Annotated in this window: 15 protein-coding genes and 2 pseudogenes; 5 read left to right on the plus strand and 12 right to left on the minus strand. The window is 69.3% G+C overall.

The window, feature by feature from the left end; genetic code table 11:
* The first annotated feature begins 25 nt into the window (after positions 1 to 25).
* Positions 26 to 589: pseudogene (gene msrA / locus VFR64_05150) on the plus strand (peptide-methionine (S)-S-oxide reductase MsrA).
* Here msrA and VFR64_05155 read toward each other — a convergent pair.
* Positions 586 to 1,806, minus strand: coding sequence for an MFS transporter (locus tag VFR64_05155; GenBank protein HET9489128.1), 1,221 nt, complete (start codon positions 1,804 to 1,806; stop codon positions 586 to 588). The pseudogene msrA and the gene VFR64_05155 overlap by 4 nt on opposite strands.
* Positions 1,807 to 1,871: 65 nt before the next feature.
* Here VFR64_05155 and VFR64_05160 point away from each other — a divergent pair, with 65 nt between their 5' ends.
* Positions 1,872 to 2,570, plus strand: a complete 699-nt coding sequence (locus tag VFR64_05160; protein HET9489129.1) for a carboxypeptidase regulatory-like domain-containing protein — start codon at positions 1,872 to 1,874, stop codon at positions 2,568 to 2,570.
* An 83-nt stretch (positions 2,571 to 2,653) separates the two neighbouring features.
* Here VFR64_05160 and VFR64_05165 read toward each other — a convergent pair whose 3' ends face one another.
* Genes VFR64_05165 through VFR64_05175 form a run of 3 tightly spaced genes read right to left on the minus strand, consistent with a single transcriptional unit; the run spans position 2,654 to position 5,118 of the window.
* A complete protein-coding gene (locus VFR64_05165; protein ID HET9489130.1) occupies positions 2,654 to 3,091 on the minus strand; it encodes a desulfoferrodoxin family protein in 438 nt (145 codons plus the stop codon).
* Positions 3,092 to 3,115: 24 nt separating this feature from the next.
* Complete coding sequence (locus tag VFR64_05170; GenBank protein ID HET9489131.1) at positions 3,116 to 3,490, minus strand: response regulator; 375 nt, start codon at positions 3,488 to 3,490, stop codon at positions 3,116 to 3,118.
* The gene (locus tag VFR64_05175) at positions 3,487 to 5,118 is read right to left on the minus strand and encodes an ATP-binding protein (protein ID HET9489132.1); all 1,632 of its coding nucleotides are present in this window, start codon (positions 5,116 to 5,118) and stop codon (positions 3,487 to 3,489) included. Before VFR64_05175 ends, VFR64_05170 begins: the two co-directional genes overlap by 4 nt.
* Before the next feature lie 67 nt (positions 5,119 to 5,185).
* On the opposite strand from VFR64_05175, the gene VFR64_05180 reads away from it, so the two are divergent.
* The gene (locus VFR64_05180; protein HET9489133.1) at positions 5,186 to 6,865 is read left to right on the plus strand and encodes a glutamine--tRNA ligase/YqeY domain fusion protein; all 1,680 of its coding nucleotides are present in this window, start codon (positions 5,186 to 5,188) and stop codon (positions 6,863 to 6,865) included.
* On the opposite strand, the gene VFR64_05185 is transcribed toward VFR64_05180, so the two are convergent.
* The 4 genes from VFR64_05185 to VFR64_05200 form a co-directional block, all read right to left on the minus strand.
* Entirely contained in the window at positions 6,860 to 7,207 is a 348-nt protein-coding gene (locus VFR64_05185) for a TraR/DksA family transcriptional regulator (protein HET9489134.1), read from the minus strand. The two genes, VFR64_05180 and VFR64_05185, sit on opposite strands and share 6 nt — an antisense overlap.
* Positions 7,208 to 7,472: 265 nt before the next feature.
* Positions 7,473 to 8,282: a Rieske 2Fe-2S domain-containing protein gene (locus VFR64_05190; protein ID HET9489135.1), complete on the minus strand. Its 810-nt coding sequence runs from the start codon at positions 8,280 to 8,282 to the stop codon at positions 7,473 to 7,475.
* A 168-nt stretch (positions 8,283 to 8,450) separates the two neighbouring features.
* Positions 8,451 to 9,431: a hypothetical protein gene (locus VFR64_05195; GenBank protein HET9489136.1), complete on the minus strand. Its 981-nt coding sequence runs from the start codon at positions 9,429 to 9,431 to the stop codon at positions 8,451 to 8,453.
* On the minus strand, positions 9,428 to 10,054 hold the full coding sequence (locus VFR64_05200; protein HET9489137.1) for a phosphatase PAP2 family protein: 627 nt from the start codon (positions 10,052 to 10,054) through the stop codon (positions 9,428 to 9,430). The genes VFR64_05195 and VFR64_05200 overlap by 4 nt, the downstream gene beginning before the upstream one ends.
* Positions 10,055 to 10,149: 95 nt before the next feature.
* On the opposite strand from VFR64_05200, the gene VFR64_05205 reads away from it, so the two are divergent.
* Complete coding sequence (locus VFR64_05205; protein ID HET9489138.1) at positions 10,150 to 11,139, plus strand: lysylphosphatidylglycerol synthase domain-containing protein; 990 nt, start codon at positions 10,150 to 10,152, stop codon at positions 11,137 to 11,139.
* Between the two features lie 121 nt (positions 11,140 to 11,260).
* On the opposite strand, the pseudogene VFR64_05210 reads toward VFR64_05205, so the two are convergent.
* From VFR64_05210 to VFR64_05225, 4 genes and pseudogenes are all read right to left on the minus strand, one after another.
* Positions 11,261 to 11,989: pseudogene (locus VFR64_05210) on the minus strand (diacylglycerol kinase family protein).
* 57 nt (positions 11,990 to 12,046) lie between these two features.
* Positions 12,047 to 13,027: a cupin domain-containing protein gene (locus VFR64_05215; GenBank protein HET9489139.1), complete on the minus strand. Its 981-nt coding sequence runs from the start codon at positions 13,025 to 13,027 to the stop codon at positions 12,047 to 12,049.
* A 13-nt stretch (positions 13,028 to 13,040) separates the two neighbouring features.
* Entirely contained in the window at positions 13,041 to 13,961 is a 921-nt protein-coding gene (locus VFR64_05220; protein ID HET9489140.1) for an SMP-30/gluconolactonase/LRE family protein, read from the minus strand.
* An 80-nt stretch (positions 13,962 to 14,041) separates the two neighbouring features.
* Positions 14,042 to 14,428 (minus strand): HNH endonuclease signature motif containing protein, encoded by a 387-nt coding sequence (locus tag VFR64_05225; GenBank protein ID HET9489141.1) that lies wholly within the window; start codon positions 14,426 to 14,428, stop codon positions 14,042 to 14,044.
* Between VFR64_05225 and VFR64_05230 the strand changes: the two genes are divergently transcribed.
* Positions 14,427 to 14,657, plus strand: a complete 231-nt coding sequence (locus tag VFR64_05230; GenBank protein ID HET9489142.1) for a hypothetical protein — start codon at positions 14,427 to 14,429, stop codon at positions 14,655 to 14,657. The two genes, VFR64_05225 and VFR64_05230, sit on opposite strands and share 2 nt — an antisense overlap.
* Positions 14,658 to 15,269 lie beyond the last annotated feature (612 nt).

Consider the following 15,269-nt stretch of genomic DNA (forward strand, 5'->3'; position numbering starts at 1 on the left):
TCGCGTCAAGGTCGCCATGGTCAAGCACTACGTCCTGGGTACTACGCTCGTTCCACCGTTCCCGGCCGGGCTCGAGCGGGCCGTGTTCGGGCTCGGCTGCTTCTGGGGCGCGGAAAAGGTGTTCTGGACGCTGCCCGGGGTCTTCACGACGGCCGTTGGCTACGCCGGCGGCTACACGCCCAACCCCACCTACGAGGAAGTGTGCAGCGGCCTGACCGGTCACGCCGAAGTGGTGCTCGTCGTGTTCGACCCGCAGAAGACGCGTTACGAGACGCTGCTCAAGACGTTCTGGGAGAGCCACGATCCCACCCAGGGCATGCGCCAGGGCAACGACGTGGGAACCCAGTATCGCTCGGCGATCTACGTGGCCTCGCCGCAGCAGCGGGCGCAGGCCGAGGCCTCGCGCGACGCCTATCAGCACGCGCTGTCCCAGGCCCGCTACGGACGCATCACGACGGAGATCGCCGAGGCCTCCGAGTTCTACTACGCCGAGGACTACCACCAGCAGTACCTGGCGAAGAACCCGCGCGGGTACTGCGGGCTGGGGGGCACCGGCGTCGCGTGCCCGAGCGGGGTCGCGGTGTCCTAGTGGCGGTCGACCCGGTGCGTCCCCGGAGCGCCGCCGGCCAGGAGCACGGCGAGGCCGGCCAGGACCAGCGCCGCCGTCAGGATCCAGAACACCGGCTCGTAGCCACCCAGCGCCGTCTGTAGCCAGGCGGCCCCGACCGGCCCGATCGCGCGCGCGCCGTTGGCGCCGAGCGCGATGGCGCCGGCGATGGCCCCGTAGTGCCGGGGTCCGAAGAGTTCGGCGATGATCGTGGCCCGCGCCAGGGTCGACATGCCGTTGGCGCCGCCCAGCATGACGACCATCGGCACGAGCGTCGGCAGCCGGCTCGCCAGCGCCAGCTGGGCCAGCCCGGCGGCCTGGACGAGGAAGATCGCCGTGGTCATGCCATGGTGTCCGAAGCGCGTGGCCAGCGGCGCGAACACGAGCCGGGCCGGGACCTGCATCGCGCCCATCCAGCCGATCATCACCGCCGCCACCGTGGGCGAGTAGCCGCGGTCGCTGAGGTAGGGAATCATGTGGACGGTGACGGAATTGACCGTGAAGTTGCCCACGAAGAAAGCAGCGGCCAGGACCCAGAAGACCGTCGTCGCGGCGGCGGCGCGCAGCGTGAGGCCCGGCACGTCGACGCGCTCGGCGCCCGCGCCCCGCGCCGCCTCGGCGGTGCGGGGAGGGCGCCGAAGCACGAGGGCGTGCAGCGGGATGGTCAGCACCGCCAGGATGACTGCCAGCACCAGCAGCGCCGAGCGCCACCCCAGCCATGAGACCAGCCAGGCCTCGATGGGCATGAAGATCGTGCTGGCGAACCCGGCGACGATGGTGACGGTGAGCAGCGCGCGGTCGCGGTGACGTCCGGGGAACCACCCGACCACCGCGGCGAAGGCCGGCTCGTAGAGCGTGGCGGCCATGACCAGGCCCATCACGGCCCACACGGCGTAGAGCGCGAGCAGGCTGTCGACCCGTGACCACGCCACGACCATGAGCGTGCCCAGACAGGAGCCGAGGCTCATGAGCCCGCGTGCTCCGTGCCGATCGATCCACCGCCCCACCGGCAGGCCGGCGACGGCGGCCAGGCCCATGCCCACCGAGAACGCTCCGGTGATCGCCACGCGCGAGAAGCCGAGCTCGGTTTCCATCGGGCGCAACATCACCGGGAACCCGTAATAGATGATTCCCCACGTCACGGTCTCGCTGATGCAGAGTGCGGCGACGACGATCCAGCCGTAGGGCGGGCGGGGCACGATCGCGCACTGTAGGCGCCAGGCTGGACGCGCGTCAACTAGTCCGGCATGGTATCTTGACGGCTATGTCGCAGCTTCACGTGCGCTTCCTCGTGCTCGCCATCGCCCTCTTGACCTTCGTGCCGACGGCGCCCGCCGCCGGCGGCGAGATCCAGGGCTACGTCGTGCTGGGCGGGCCGGTGCCGCCGGCGAAGAAGGTGCCGGTGACGATCGACCAGTACGTGTGCGGCAAGGAGAAAGACGCCGGCGACCTCGTCCTGTCGGCCGCCCGCGAAATCCAGAACGTGGTGGTGTGGCTGCAGAATCCGCCGCCGGGCGCGCCGTCGCCCGTCGCGGCCTCGACCCCGCAGATGGACCAGAAGGAGTGCGTGTTCGTTCCGCGGGTCGTGCTGGCGCCCGCGGGCGGGACCGTAGAGTTCCTCAATAGCGATCGGTTGCTGCACAATCTGCACGGCGCGCCCAAAGCGAACAACCCCTTCAACCGCACCCAGCCCAAGGGGCGCACGATCGCCATCGCCTTCGCCCGGCCCGAGATCATCCGGATCGATTGCGACCTGCATTCCTGGATGCGGGGCTGGGTGGTGGTCGCCGACCACCCGTTCTACGCCATCACCGACGCCACCGGCCGCTTCAAGTTCGACAACGTTCCGCCGGGCCAGTACACGCTGCAAGTGTGGCACGAGCGGCTCGGGCGCCGGACGAGCACGCTCACCGTCAGCGGCGACGCCCCCACCCCGGTGAACATCGACCTTCGGGCTCGCTGAACGCCTTCGAGCGGCGGCTTTGCCGCCGCAATCCTGTCCGGGGGAGGCTCGGAGGGGGCCGTCGAGGCCCCCTCCGATTAAGATCACGGGGTGACGGCGATCTTCTTGGAGGTCTCCCAGGCGGCCGAGTGAGTGGGCTCGGCCTGAGCCCGCAGCATCCCGCCCTCGTCGAGCGCGATGGTGAACGTCACCTGGGGCGCCGAGAAGACCGGATGCAGGTACGCGCGGCTGATCTCGACGCCATCCTTGTAGAGGGCGATGTACCGGATGAAGTGCTCGGCCAGCGAGGGATGCCGATCGCCGGCGCCGATGCTCACGGTGACGTCGAACCACTGGCCCCGCTTCACCGAGTCCGGCGCCTTGATGGCGGGGGTGTGCTTGGGGTCATAGCTCGACCGGGTCTGTTTGAACTCCGGCGTGAACTGCTCCTCCTGTCCGCCGTACACCGCCTGGGAGCCGGCGGTGAGCAGCCACACGGCCGCCGTGGCCGCCCCCAACGTTCTCCCGAGTGTCCACCGCATGATGCAGCGCCTCCTCTGGCCGGATCAGTTTTCGGGCACGAACTTGCGGATGAGCGCCAGCAGGTCCCGGGGGCTGTAAGGCTTGGCCAGATAGCCCGAGGCCCCGGCCGCCATGGCCCGCTGGTCGTCGCCGCTGAGGGCGAACGAGGTCACGACGATGATCGGGATGTCGGCCGTCGCCGGCTCCGCCCGGAGCGCGCGGGTGACGTCCAGCCCCGACATGCGCGGCAGCTGGACGTCCATCAACACCAGGTCGGGACGATCCTGGCGGACCAGGGCCATGGCCGCCTCGCCGTCGGGCGCCTCCAGCAGCCGGTACGAGGTCCGACTCAACAGCTGGCGCACGATCTTGCGGTTGTACTCGTTGTCCTCCACGTAGAGCACGGTTTTCTGGTTCATGATGCCTTGTCCACCTCCAGGGGGATGGAAAACCAGAACATCGAGCCCTTGCCCAGTCGACTCTCGACCCCGATGCGTCCGCCGTGCAGCTCGACGAACTTCTTGGTGATGCTGAGCCCCAGGCCGGTGCCGCCGTACTCCCGGGTGACGGTCGCATCGACCTGCCGGAACTCGCCGAACACGTTCTCCAGCTCCTTCTCCGGAATCCCGATGCCGGTGTCGGAGACCCGGTAGACCAGGTCGTAGCCCTCCTGGCTCACGCTGATCTCCACGCGGCCCTCCCGGGTGAACTTGATGGCGTTGCCGGCCAGGTTCAGCAGGCACTGGGTGATGCGCCGGCCGTCGCCGCGGGCCATGGGCAGGTCCGGCGGCACCCGGGTCGCGAATTCCAGCCCCTTCTCGGCGGCCAGCGAGCGCAGCGAGGCGCGGACCGATTCCACGACGTCGGCCACCGCGTAGGTGTCGACGACCAGCTCCAGGCGACCGGCCTCGATCTTCGAGAGATCGAGGACGTCGTTGATCAGCCGGAGCAGGTGCCGGCCGTTGGCCTGGATGTCGGCCAGCGGCTCCCGGAGGTCGGCCGGCACGTCGCCGTACAGGCCATCGAGCAGCATCTCGGTGAAGCCCAGGATGGCGTTCATCGGGGTCCGCAGCTCGTGGCTCATGTTGGCCAGGAACTCCGATTTGGCCCGGCTGGCCTGCTCCAGGCGCTCGTTCAGGCGGCGGAGCTCGGCGGCTCCCTGCTCCTGCTCGGCGACCAGACGCTGCAGCTCCCGGCTCATGCGGTTCATCCGCTCCGCCAGGTCCCCGAACTCGTCGCGGTTGGCGACGCTGATCGTGGTGCCGAGCTCGCCCCCGGTCACCCGGGCCAGGAAGGCGTCGGCTTCGCGGACCGGCAGCACGAACGACCAGGAGATGACGAAGCCCAGGATCAGAGCCAGGATGACCGCGGCCACGGCGAAGGAGGCCGCGACCACCAGGGACCGCTGGTTGGCGGCCTCCACCGCGCCACGCAGGCCGTCCATGCGTGCCTGCTCGGCTTGCACCAGCCGCCCCACGAGGGTTTCGATCTCGCGGTAGACGCGGTCCTCGCGGCCGAGGAGCGCGGCGCGCGCCTCGTCCAGGCGCCCGTCGCGAATCGCATTGGCGATGTCCGCCACGGTGGTCATGGCCTCGTCCTGGCGCGTGCGGATCTGCTGGATGAGCTCGCGCTCGGCCGCTCGGGCGGCGCCTTCCAGCTTGGCCAGCGTGTCGTTGAAGCGGTTGTTCTCGCGCAGGATGCGGGCCACCACCCCCTCGTCGCGCAGCAAGAGGGAGAGCGCCGTGAAGTGCATCTGCCGGGCCAGGGCGCGCTCGATGTCCTGTGCCCAGTGCACCCGCTGGTGCGCCTCGTCGAGCAGGCGGCTCTGCTCGACCATGCGCGCGATGGTCTGCAAGCTGATCGCGGCCAGCCCGATGAACAGCAGGGCGGTGAGCAGGAACGCCACCACCAGCTTGGTGTGGACGGAGGCCCGCCAGCGCGCCACCCAGTCCACCAGGCGGCCGATCGGGCTGCGGGTGAGCAGGAAGGCCACCACCGGGTTGAGCTGCCTGCCCGGGCGACTGCCCTGGAGTGCCGGCCCTCTCATGAGGCGTCATGATACCGCGAACCCACCCGCCGCTCGCGGGCTCCCCGGAGATGGTAGGATTCGTCTCGTGAGCACTCCGGAGACCCGAGAGCGAGCCTCCAACTTCATCCGCGACGCCATCATCGAAGATCTCAGGTCATGGCGGTTCAACGCGGTGGTCACCCGTTTCCCGCCGGAGCCCAACGGGTATCTCCACATCGGCCACGCCAAGGCGATCTGCCTGGACTTCGGGCTGGCCCAGGAGTTCAGCGGGCGCTGTCACTTGCGCTTCGACGACACCAACCCGACCAAAGAGAGTCAGGAATACGTAGAGGCCATCATGCGCGACGTCCGCTGGCTCGGCTTCGACTGGGGTCAGCACCTGTACTACGCCTCCGATTACTTCGGGCAGCTCTACGAGTGGGCCGAGGCGTTGATCAAGAAGGGCCTGGCGTACGTCTGCGATCTCTCCGCGGAGGAGGTGGCCAGCTACCGGGGCACGCTGACCGAGCCGGGGCGGGAGAGCCCCTGGCGCCACCGCTCGATGGAGGAAAACCTCGAGCTGTTCCGGTGCATGCGGGCGGGGGAGTTCCCCGACGGCTCGCGGACGCTCCGGGCCAAGATCGACATGGCGGCGGGCAACCTGAACCTGCGCGATCCCGTCATGTACCGGATCCGGAAGACGGCGCACCACCGCACCGGGGACACGTGGTGCATCTATCCGATGTACGACTGGGCCCACGGGCAGTCCGACTCCATCGAGGGCATCACGCACTCGCTGTGCACCCTCGAGTACGAGGACCATCGCCCGCTCTACGACTGGTACCTGCAGGCCCTGGAGATCTACCGCCCGCGTCAGATCGAGTTCGCACGCCTGAACCTCTCCCACACCGTGATGAGCAAGCGCAAGTTGCTGACGCTGGTCGAGGAGGGTTTGGTGCAGGGCTGGGACGACCCCCGCCTGCCCACGCTGGCCGGGCTGCGCCGGCGCGGCTACACGCCGGAGGCCATCCGTGACTTCTGCGACCGCATCGGCATCTCCAAGGCCGACAGTCTCGTCGACGTGGCCCTGCTCGAGCACTGCGTGCGGGAGGACCTGAACCGCCGGGCCCAGCGCCGCATGGCCGTTTTGCGGCCGCTCCGCCTGGTCATCGAGAACTATCCCCAGGGCCGGGCGGAGGAGCTGGAGGCCGTCAACAACCCCGAGGACCCCAGCGCCGGCACCCGGACGATCCCGTTCTCGCGCGTGCTCTACATCGAGCAGGACGATTTCCGGGAGTCACCGCCGCCCCGGTACTTCCGACTGGCCCCGAACGCCGAGGTCCGGCTGCGCTACGCCTACATCGTGAAGTGCACCGGGGTTGTGAAGGATCCGGGCACGGGTCAGGTGATCGAGGTACGCGGCGTGCTCGATCCGGAGAGCCGCGGCGGCGACGCCCGGGGCCGCCGGGTGAAAGGCACCATCCACTGGGTGTCGGCCGCGCACGCCGTCGAGGCCGAGGTTCGCCTGTACGACACGCTGTTCAGCGTACCCAGACCGGACGAGGCCGAGGACTTCAAGACCGCGCTGAACCCCGCCTCGCTGGAAGTCCTCACCAACGTCAAGCTGGAGCCGGCGCTCCGGGACGTGGCGCCGGAGTCCCGCTTCCAGTTCGAGCGCCAGGGCTATTTCGTCGCCGACTGGAAGGACCACCGTCCCGTACGCCCGGTGTTCAACCGCACGGTCGGGCTGCGGGACACCTGGGCCAAGATCGCCAAGGCGCTATAGCCCGCTCTCCCGCCGCTGCTGACAGGCCAGACACGTGACCACGTCGGGCAGCGCAGCGAGCCGCTGGTAGGAGATCCGCTCTCCGCACTCCTCGCACAGCCCGTACTCTCCGCGCTCGGCGCGGGCCAGAGCCACCCGCAGCCGACGGGCGCGATCGGCCAGACGCGTCGCGGTCAACTGGCCGAGATCGCGTTGCTCGCCGGCCTGAGCCCGGTCGACGAGATCGGTCGAGTTGTCGCTGCTCAGGCTGGTGACCTCTTCCGATTGCCCGTCGGCCAGGCGCAGGCGCGTGAGCGTAGTGGCCAGTTCCTTGCGCAGCTTTCGTGCGATCGGATGCGTCATGCGGCCCCTCCCATGCCAGGCGGCGTTGGACCGGGCGCAACCGTAGGAGGTGACGGCGGGCGCCGTCAATCATGTAATAGGCCGCATCCGCGGCGCTGTGTCCCTATCCGGCCTTCCGAACGCCGAGTCTTCACCACGATCTTTTCGCGTGGTGTCCGCCACGCCGCTTCAATCCGGTCGAATTCCCGAGGGCGCCGGCTCGGTGCCGGTCAGGCCGTCACATTTTGGCGTTGGGGATAGGCGTGGACTTGTGAATCTGCTGGCATCACTGCGTCCGGGCCCGGACCTCGATCTGCCCCGCCCGCATGCGGACGTCCAGGCAGGGTTGCGGGAACGTCGACGGTCCTTCCAGCACGCGCCCGTCCTCGAGAGCGAAGCGGGATCCGTGCCAGGGGCAGCGGACACTGTCCCCTTCGAGAGTTCCCTCCACCAGCGGGCCGCCGAGGTGGGCGCAGGTCTCGACGAGCGCGTGGATGCGCCCCGCTCGTCGCACGAGCAGGATCGCCGTATCCTTCGCCTGCACTCGGCGAGGCGCCGCTTCGTGGAGCTCGAACTCCGGCAGGACGGCTACCCAGTCGTTCCAGGCTTCGGGACGGGGAGCGCGGCTCACGCCGATTTGCTTGCCGTAGACGAGGTGGCCGCCCAGGTACGCGGCGGCCGTGGCGACGAGGAATCCCGCGCTGGACAGCCCCTGGGCGGCCGGGCGGGAGCCGCGGCGGCGTAGCCAGAGGGAGCCGGCGTACAGCAGGGTGGCCGTCGTGTTCAGCAAGCCGTGCGCGAGCCCGGTACGGCGTGCTCCACCCGCGGTGTGGTGCCAGTCGGTGAGGCCCGTCACGGCGGCGCCGACCGCGCCCGCCAGCCCCACGCCGACCGCGGCGTCGGCCGCCCGGGAGAAGCCTCGGCCCCGGCCGCTGTCCATCGCGTCGAGCACGAGGGCGGCGGTCCAGGCTCCTAGCGGGACGTCGGTCAGCACGGGATGGAGAGGATGGCCCAGCCAGGTGCCGTGAAGCGCGTCCCGGATCACCCGACCGGTCTCGCCACCAGCCCGATAGAGACCGCCCACCGCCGCCTGCATGCGATCAGCGACACCATCCAGCCACCCCTGTCGCTCGATCGCAGCTACGGCTGCTTCGCCAACGTGCGCGCGTGTGTGTGCAGGCAAGGCCATGGTCGCCGCCTCCTTCCAGCCCACGAGCGGAATGCACATCGGATGCCGGTGAGTACCGGACTACGGACGCGCTCCTCAGAATCGAAAGTCGACCTTGCCGACCAGGAACGGCCCGTCGTCCACGTCGATGCGGTTCTGGTTGTTGTCGGCGTAGCGCTCGCCCTCGAAGAAGAAGCGGTCGAAGGCGTACCCGCCCGTCAGCTCGAAGCCGATGTGACGCAGATCGAAGCGGAGGCCCGCCGTCACGCGTTTCGAGTAGTAGAAGAGCTTTTCGTCCTTGTCGGAGCGGCCCGCCCGGAAGTAGGCATCGTTGTCCCAGTCGAACCCGGCCAGGAAGCGCAGCGGCCGGAAGATCTCGAAGATCAGCCGGGCCGCCACCGTCCGGACCGGCACCCAGTGGAGGTTGATGGTGAGCCGGCGGAACGGCCGCACCCGGATGGAGGAGAACGGCACCCCGACGACGGCGGTGAACTCCTCGGACGGGGAATAGATGTAGGCCAGCCCGGGGAACGGGGCGTTTCCCAGGAATTCACTGAAGTTCGTGTAATTCAGCGTGACGAGCCAGGCGTTCCGCTCGCGGTGAGGGATCCGCAGGAACGTCGTGGCCAGCACGATCAGCTCGTCCCGGCTGTCGAACAGCTTGTCGCTGGCCGACCCCACGAGCAGCAGCCCGCCTCCGATCCAGTCGTTGTCGAACCGGTGCCGGTACGCGGGGCCGAACCGGACATTCCACAGCTCGTCGGGAAGCGGCTCGCCGATATCCGGCAGGACGGCGTCGTGATCCAGGTCCTGGTAGCGGGCGTACCCGGAGAGCAGCAGCTCGTTACGGGAGTCTTGCCACAGCGGGGTGGAAAACGTCACGCGCTGCTCGAACCAGCCGATGTCCGTCGCCTGGTCTTTGACCGGGCGATCATATTGCCGGGTGGCCCGGTAGTCGGCTTCGGGCTGTTGCTCGCCCAGTGTCGGGTTGATCCATTGCTCGAGCTGTGCGGCGGCGATCCCGGGAAGGGCGAGCGCGAGGGCAGCCCCGACGAGGGTCGCGGTGACGAGCCTCACGAGATGCGGCGGCGGCTGAGCGACTCGACGAGCCAGATCGTGAAGAGCAGATAGGCGAGGCCGAGCGCGAAGCTGCCGGCCACATCGGACAGCCAGTGGACGTCCAGATAGAGACGACTGAAGGCCACGGCGAGCACCGTGGTGCCAGCCGATGCCGCGCCCAGGCTTCGCCAGCCCCAGCTACACCGAGCGGTACAGAGCAGATAGGCGATGACGCCGCAGAAGACGACCAGCGCAAGCACATGCCCGCTGGGGAACCCCCAGTCGGCGAGGTTCGGGCGTGGACGATCGACCGCCCACTTGGCGAGAAACTGTAGCGCGCCCGTCCCGGCCATGACCACCGGCAAGGCCAGGGCCCAGGGCCGGCGGCCCGACCAGAGCGCCGCCGAGGTGAGCGCGATGAGGGGGATCAATCCGAGCTCTTCACCCAACAGCGAGAACCCGTGCATGGGGCCGTCGAGCATCGGGTGGCGCACCAGGCTGACGAGCTGGCGGACACTGTGATCCAGATCGAACCAGTAACGCTGGGCGGCGAACGCGGCCAGCACGAGGAATGACGTGAGCGATAGCGTCACTGTGGCCAGCAACGCGCACCGGCCGGCCGGCGCCCTCACGAGTCGCATGGACGGACTGTACCCCGAGAGCCGCCAGGGTGTCACCACTCCAAAGATTTGCACACATCGTGGGGTCTGGCACGGTGCGTGTACTGTAGTCCTGGATGAAGCTGTTCCGCACTGCGCTCCTGCTCTTCGGGGCGGCGGTCCTGGTCTATCTGATCGCGCGAGTCGGCACCGAGCCCCTGGTCGCCTCGCTCACGCGCCTTACGTGGTGGCAGTTCGTCCTGGTCTGTCTGCCCTACGGCATCGTCATGGCCGTGGATACGCTGGGCTGGCGCTACGCGTTTCCCGGTGATCCGGCTCCCTACGGGCGGATGCTCGCGGCGCGCGTCGCGGGCGAAGCGGTCAACGTGGTCACGGCGGTCGGCTCCATCGGGGGCGAGGCGGTCAAGGTCTGGCTGCTGCGGCCCGCCGTTCCCTACGAGGCGAGCGTGCCGTCGGTGATCATCGCCAAGACCACCATCACGATCGCGCAGGCGCTCTTCCTCGTCCTGGGGCTGGCGATGGCCGCCACGGTAGTCACCGTCGACGGCCCGATCCTCACCGCGATGCTCGGCCTCCTCGTCGTCGAGGTCTTCGGCGTCGGCGGCTTCTTCGCCGCCCAGGTGACGGGCCTGGTGCGGCGGTCGGGCCGGCTGCTCGCCTGGGCCGGGCTCATCAAAGACGCCGCCTACGCCGAGCGCCTGGACGCCGCCCTGCGGGGCTTCTACCGATACCGGTGGCGGCAGTGCCTCGTCTCGGTGGCGGCTCACCTGGTCGGCTGGCTCCTGGGCGTGCTCGAGGCCCTCATCGTCGTGTGGGTGCTCGACATCCCGTTAACCGTGGGGGCAACGACGGTGGTCGAAGCGCTCGGCTCGGGCGTGCGGTTCGCCACCTTCCTGGTGCCGGGCAGCCTGGGGACGCTGGAAGGCGCCTACGCGGCCGCCTTCGCGGGGCTGGGCGTCGGGGCTGGGGCGGGACTGACGTTCAGCCTCGTGCGTCGCGGGCGACAGGCGGTCTGGATCGGCGTGGGACTGCTGGTGCTCGTCGCCGCGCGCGCGAACGCCCCATTCGCCGGCGCCGGCGCGGCTCCGCGCGGCTCGGCCCGGTGAGGCCGGGAACCAGGAGCGGCAGCGCGCGGGGGCGTACTCTCAGCTCGTCCGACCGGCGGCCGTCGATCGTCACCCGAACGAGCCGACCACGGCGCAAGAGCACGCCCTCGCGAGCTCCGCGCAGACCGAAGGCCAGCTTGAGGAGGCGCCCCCATACCGCGGCCATGCTGGTGCGGGGAATCACGAAGACGTCGAAGAGCCCATCGACGGGCGAGGCGTCCGGGGTCAGGCTGAGATACCCGCGGTAGGCCTCGACGTTGGCGACCGTGGCCAGGGCGGCGTTGTCGGCGAGCACTTCTCCGTCCACCTCGACGCGGATGGCGGGCAAGCGGCTCCCGAAGAGGAACCGAGGGGCGGCGGCGTAGTAGGCCAGGTGGCGCAGCGCCTTGGACCGGGGTTGGGCCCGGCTGCGCTCCACCGCGCCCTGGATCTCGGCCAGAACGCCGTAGCTCTGATGGGAGAGGAACAGCTCGCCGCCGCCGTTGACTACTCCCACGTCGACCCGACGGATCTGTCCGCGGTCCAGAACCTCGATCACCCGATCGATCCGCTCCGGGTGCCCGAAGGTGCGCGCGAAGATGTTGCCGAAGCCGCTGGGAACGGGCAACAGCGGAATCGACAGCCGTACCGACGCGGCCGCGGCGGCGCTGAGCGTGGCATCGCCGCCGACGCAGACGAGGCGCGAGAACGTGGGCGCGCAGGTCGCGGCCCACTGCTTGAGGCATGTGAGATCGGCAAAGGTCTCGACGCGGGCGTCTTGCCCCCGGCGGGCAAGCGCCCTCTGGAGCCGACGCGCGGTGGCCCGCGCCCGGCCGTCTCCCGACCCCGGTGTCGCGATGATCTGCACCATGGACGAAACGAGATGAAGCAGTCAGCGTGCCAGTGAGATGTTGTAAGTTCTTCCTCTTTAGTCCTCCGACGGGTCCATCCGATAGAGGCCCAGCAGCTTGAGCAACGGGACGTCCTGAGCGGAGAAGAGGATTGCCGGCTCGGTCTCGAGGTTGGCGTGCGCGTGGCGCGCCCACGGCGCGATCACGAAGAAGTCGCCCGGGCCCCACTCGAAGGTCTGGTCGTCCACGGTGGTAATGCCTCGGCCCCGGACGACGCGGTAGAGTGCGCAGCTCGACTCCCGATGGGCGCGGGTCCGGATGCCGGGACGCAGCAGTTGCAGATAGCAGCCGAGGGTCGGCCGCAGCGAGCGCCCTGTGGTCGGGTCCAGGTACTCGATCAGCATGTCGTCGTACGGGTCCGGCTCCTGCTCGGCCCGGCGCAGCAGCCGCGCGTAGCTCTCGCTCCACGGATGGAAGATCTCGCGACCGGGGCTCCGCAGCGACGGCTGCTGCTCCTCGGGATACGGCTCGTAGGTCAGGTTCTCGAGGAAGCGCACGATCTGCCAGTCGAGGATGTCCATCCAGATGACCGGCGCCTGACCCTCGTTGCCGTGGTCGTGCCACGCCTGGCCGGGCGTGACGACCAGATCGCCGGGCGACATGACGCATTTCTGTCCATCCACTGTCGTGTACGCGCCCTGGCCGTGGAGCATGAACCGGATCGCAGTGGGGGAGTGACGATGCGCAGGCGCCACTTCACCGGGCAGGAGATACTGCACGGCGAGGACGAGGCTGTGGGCGACGGTCCGTTCGGGCACCCCGGGATTGTGCAGGCGGATGACCCGGCGCTCGGCGCCGCGGTGCGGGCTCAGGAACTCGGCGCTCTCCCGCAGCAACGGCTCGATGTCGCGCCAGCGCCACAGCCGCGACTGCGTCGCGGTCGGCTTGGGCGGAATGAGCGGTCCTGGACGCGACCAGGGGGCGTCGAGCCCCGCCGCCCGCAGCCGAGCACAGTACGCCTCGAGCTCTTCAGCCGTTCGCGTCGTCTGGACCGCCATCGTGGTGCTCCTTTCAGTGCAGGCCGTACAGGACTTTTCCCGCCACCGGCATCCGCGCGGTCAAGATCTCACCATTCAGGGAGTCGGTGATGTAGAGCGTCTTGCGGTCGGGACCGCCGAAGGCCACGTTCGTCAGCAGGCGGTGTCCGTCGGCGTGCACGAGGTGCGTGGGCAGGCCGCTGGCATCGAACCGCCAGACGCCCACGCCCAGGTGGCAGACGATCAGGCCGTCCTCCGCGTCCATCTCGATGCCGTCGGGACCGGCATGACCCCCGGAGAGCTGGATCGCGACCCCGGTCTTCGACGGCTGCCCGTCCGCCATCAGCGGCAGCCGCCAGACCTGCTGAGCGCGGGTCACCGCCACGTAGACCTGAGTGTCTTTCGTATTCAGCGTGATGCCGTTCGGGCTCGGCACGTTGCTGGCGAGCCTGTCCAGCGCCCCGTTGGCCTGGAGCCGGAAGACCCGGCCGGTGGGATCCGTGATCCCGGTCTGCCCCTGGTCCGTGAAGTAGAGGTCGCCGTTGGACGCGAAGTGCAGGTCGTTCAGCCCCTTGAAGCTCTCGCTGTACGCCGTCTCCAGGAGCGGCTCCACCCGGCTCATGCGGGGATCCAGCACCATCAGGCCGCGCCGGTAATCGGCGATGAACAGGCGGCCGTCCTTGTGGAGCTTCAAGCCGTTGGGCCAGCCGTCGTACTGCACCACCAGGTCCCACTGGCCCCTGGTCGAGATTCGGAACACGCGGCCGAAGGGGATATCCACGAAGTACAGATTGCCGGCCCGGTCGAAGGCAGGCCCTTCGAGAAAGCTGTCGACTTCCGCGCCCTGGCGGTTGGGATCCGACCACCGCGTGCGCGCCTTGGTGCGGAACTGCTTGGGCATCGACATGAACGTCTCGGCCTTGATCAGCTCGGGCTGCCTGAACGGGTTCAGCATGGCGCCCCCCTCTCTTGGCGGCCCGAGTCTACCATTCTGCCGACGCCTCGCCGGGTGGGCTGTTCGTCGCGAGGGGCGCGCTAGCCGGTCTTCTCCGACTCGGGCGGTGAGGGTGGCTCCCCGAGAGCGCGTGGATGCAGCACATCGATGGCCCAGCGTGCGTCCAGACGCTCCCCGAGCCAGCCGGGGCACGAGGTCCGCGGGTGGATGTTGAGGCCCTGCGCCGCGTGGCCTGAGCGAAGTGTTTGCACCGGATCGGCGGGCACCGCGGCCGGCGGCGGCACCTCGGGCAGAAGCCGCCCATCCGGTCGGCGAAAACGCAGCGTCCCATCGGGTTGTCGATCGACCTGAAAGCCTTCCTCGTGGACCGCCCGGTGGTGCCGGCGACAGAGTAGCGTGAGGTTTGAGAGCGTGGTCGGGCCGCCCTGCGCCCAGTGGCGAATGTGGTGGCCCTGGCCGAAGTTCATGACGCATCACCACCCGGCTGGAGTCGCACGCGAGACGCTGGGACGTTCCAGCTGGAACGCGCACGCCGTCCTCGAGGACAGACTGACCGGACGCATCGGCGTCCGCCAAGACCTCGGCGTCGACGTGGACGACTACTTGATAACGCTCCCCCGGGGCTCCGGGATCGAGCCCCTGGTGCAGAGCGGCTTCGGCCACCAGCGCCAGGGCATCGGCCTGTTGCTGGGCTAGCGTGGAGATGTCCGGGACCACCGGAAACGTTCCCGCGGGAACGTCGGCCGTGGCGTGCCCGCCTGGACCGGGACACTTCTCCGTCTCGGTCCCCGGACGCACTGCAGCGTCGGCTCCATTGGCGTTCCGCTGCTGATACAGCGCCTCTCGGGCGACCCCTAGCGCCTGCATCACCAGCGCGCCCACCTCAGGCTCCAGCCGTCCGCGCAGGACGACCATGCCGTCGTCATCGTGATACACGTGCAGGGCCCGGCTCTTGTGGCGCTGCGCCGCTTCCCGGGCCTCGGCCTGCCGGTCGACCTTCCGCCAGCCCCGCACGATTCGCTCGACGTGCTCGGTGGTGCCGGCCCGGCCGACGGCCAGCAGCCGCTCTTCGGTCTCCAAGGTGGCCACCCGGGTCAGCGCCCGGACTTTCGAGTACGAGAGCTCACCGCGGGCAAGCGCCTGAGCTAGTAGGGGTAACGTGCCCAGAGCGCGGGCGACGCGCACGTGCTCGCGGGCGGCGCCGGGAGCGAGGCCGACCCGCCAGGTCAACCAGTGGGCGCAGGACGTGAACCCGTTGCCCCAGCCGCCACGGGCGTCGAATTCGCGGATCAGATCGAGCAGGCGGGC

It is taken from the genome of Candidatus Methylomirabilota bacterium, from assembly GCA_035709005.1.
GTDB lineage: Bacteria > Methylomirabilota > Methylomirabilia > Rokubacteriales > CSP1-6 > 40CM-4-69-5.

What these genes read in the sequence shown, in the direction of transcription:
- VFR64_05160 (HET9489129.1), top strand. Translation starts at nt 1,872, where the DNA reads ATGTCGCAGCTTCACGTGCGCTTCCTCGTGCTCGCCATCGCCCTCTTG.
- VFR64_05165 (HET9489130.1), bottom strand. Translation starts at nt 3,091, where the DNA reads ATGCGGTGGACACTCGGGAGAACGTTGGGGGCGGCCACGGCGGCCGTG.
- VFR64_05170 (HET9489131.1), bottom strand. Translation starts at nt 3,490, where the DNA reads ATGAACCAGAAAACCGTGCTCTACGTGGAGGACAACGAGTACAACCGC.
- VFR64_05175 (HET9489132.1), bottom strand. Translation starts at nt 5,118, where the DNA reads ATGAGAGGGCCGGCACTCCAGGGCAGTCGCCCGGGCAGGCAGCTCAAC.
- VFR64_05185 (HET9489134.1), bottom strand. Translation starts at nt 7,207, where the DNA reads ATGACGCATCCGATCGCACGAAAGCTGCGCAAGGAACTGGCCACTACG.
- VFR64_05190 (HET9489135.1), bottom strand. Translation starts at nt 8,282, where the DNA reads ATGCAGGCGGCGGTGGGCGGTCTCTATCGGGCTGGTGGCGAGACCGGT.
- VFR64_05200 (HET9489137.1), bottom strand. Translation starts at nt 10,054, where the DNA reads ATGCGACTCGTGAGGGCGCCGGCCGGCCGGTGCGCGTTGCTGGCCACA.
- VFR64_05205 (HET9489138.1), top strand. Translation starts at nt 10,150, where the DNA reads ATGAAGCTGTTCCGCACTGCGCTCCTGCTCTTCGGGGCGGCGGTCCTG.
- VFR64_05215 (HET9489139.1), bottom strand. Translation starts at nt 13,027, where the DNA reads ATGGCGGTCCAGACGACGCGAACGGCTGAAGAGCTCGAGGCGTACTGT.
- VFR64_05220 (HET9489140.1), bottom strand. Translation starts at nt 13,961, where the DNA reads ATGCTGAACCCGTTCAGGCAGCCCGAGCTGATCAAGGCCGAGACGTTC.
- VFR64_05230 (HET9489142.1), top strand. Translation starts at nt 14,427, where the DNA reads ATGACGCATCACCACCCGGCTGGAGTCGCACGCGAGACGCTGGGACGT.
- VFR64_05225 (HET9489141.1), bottom strand. Translation starts at nt 14,428, where the DNA reads ATGAACTTCGGCCAGGGCCACCACATTCGCCACTGGGCGCAGGGCGGC.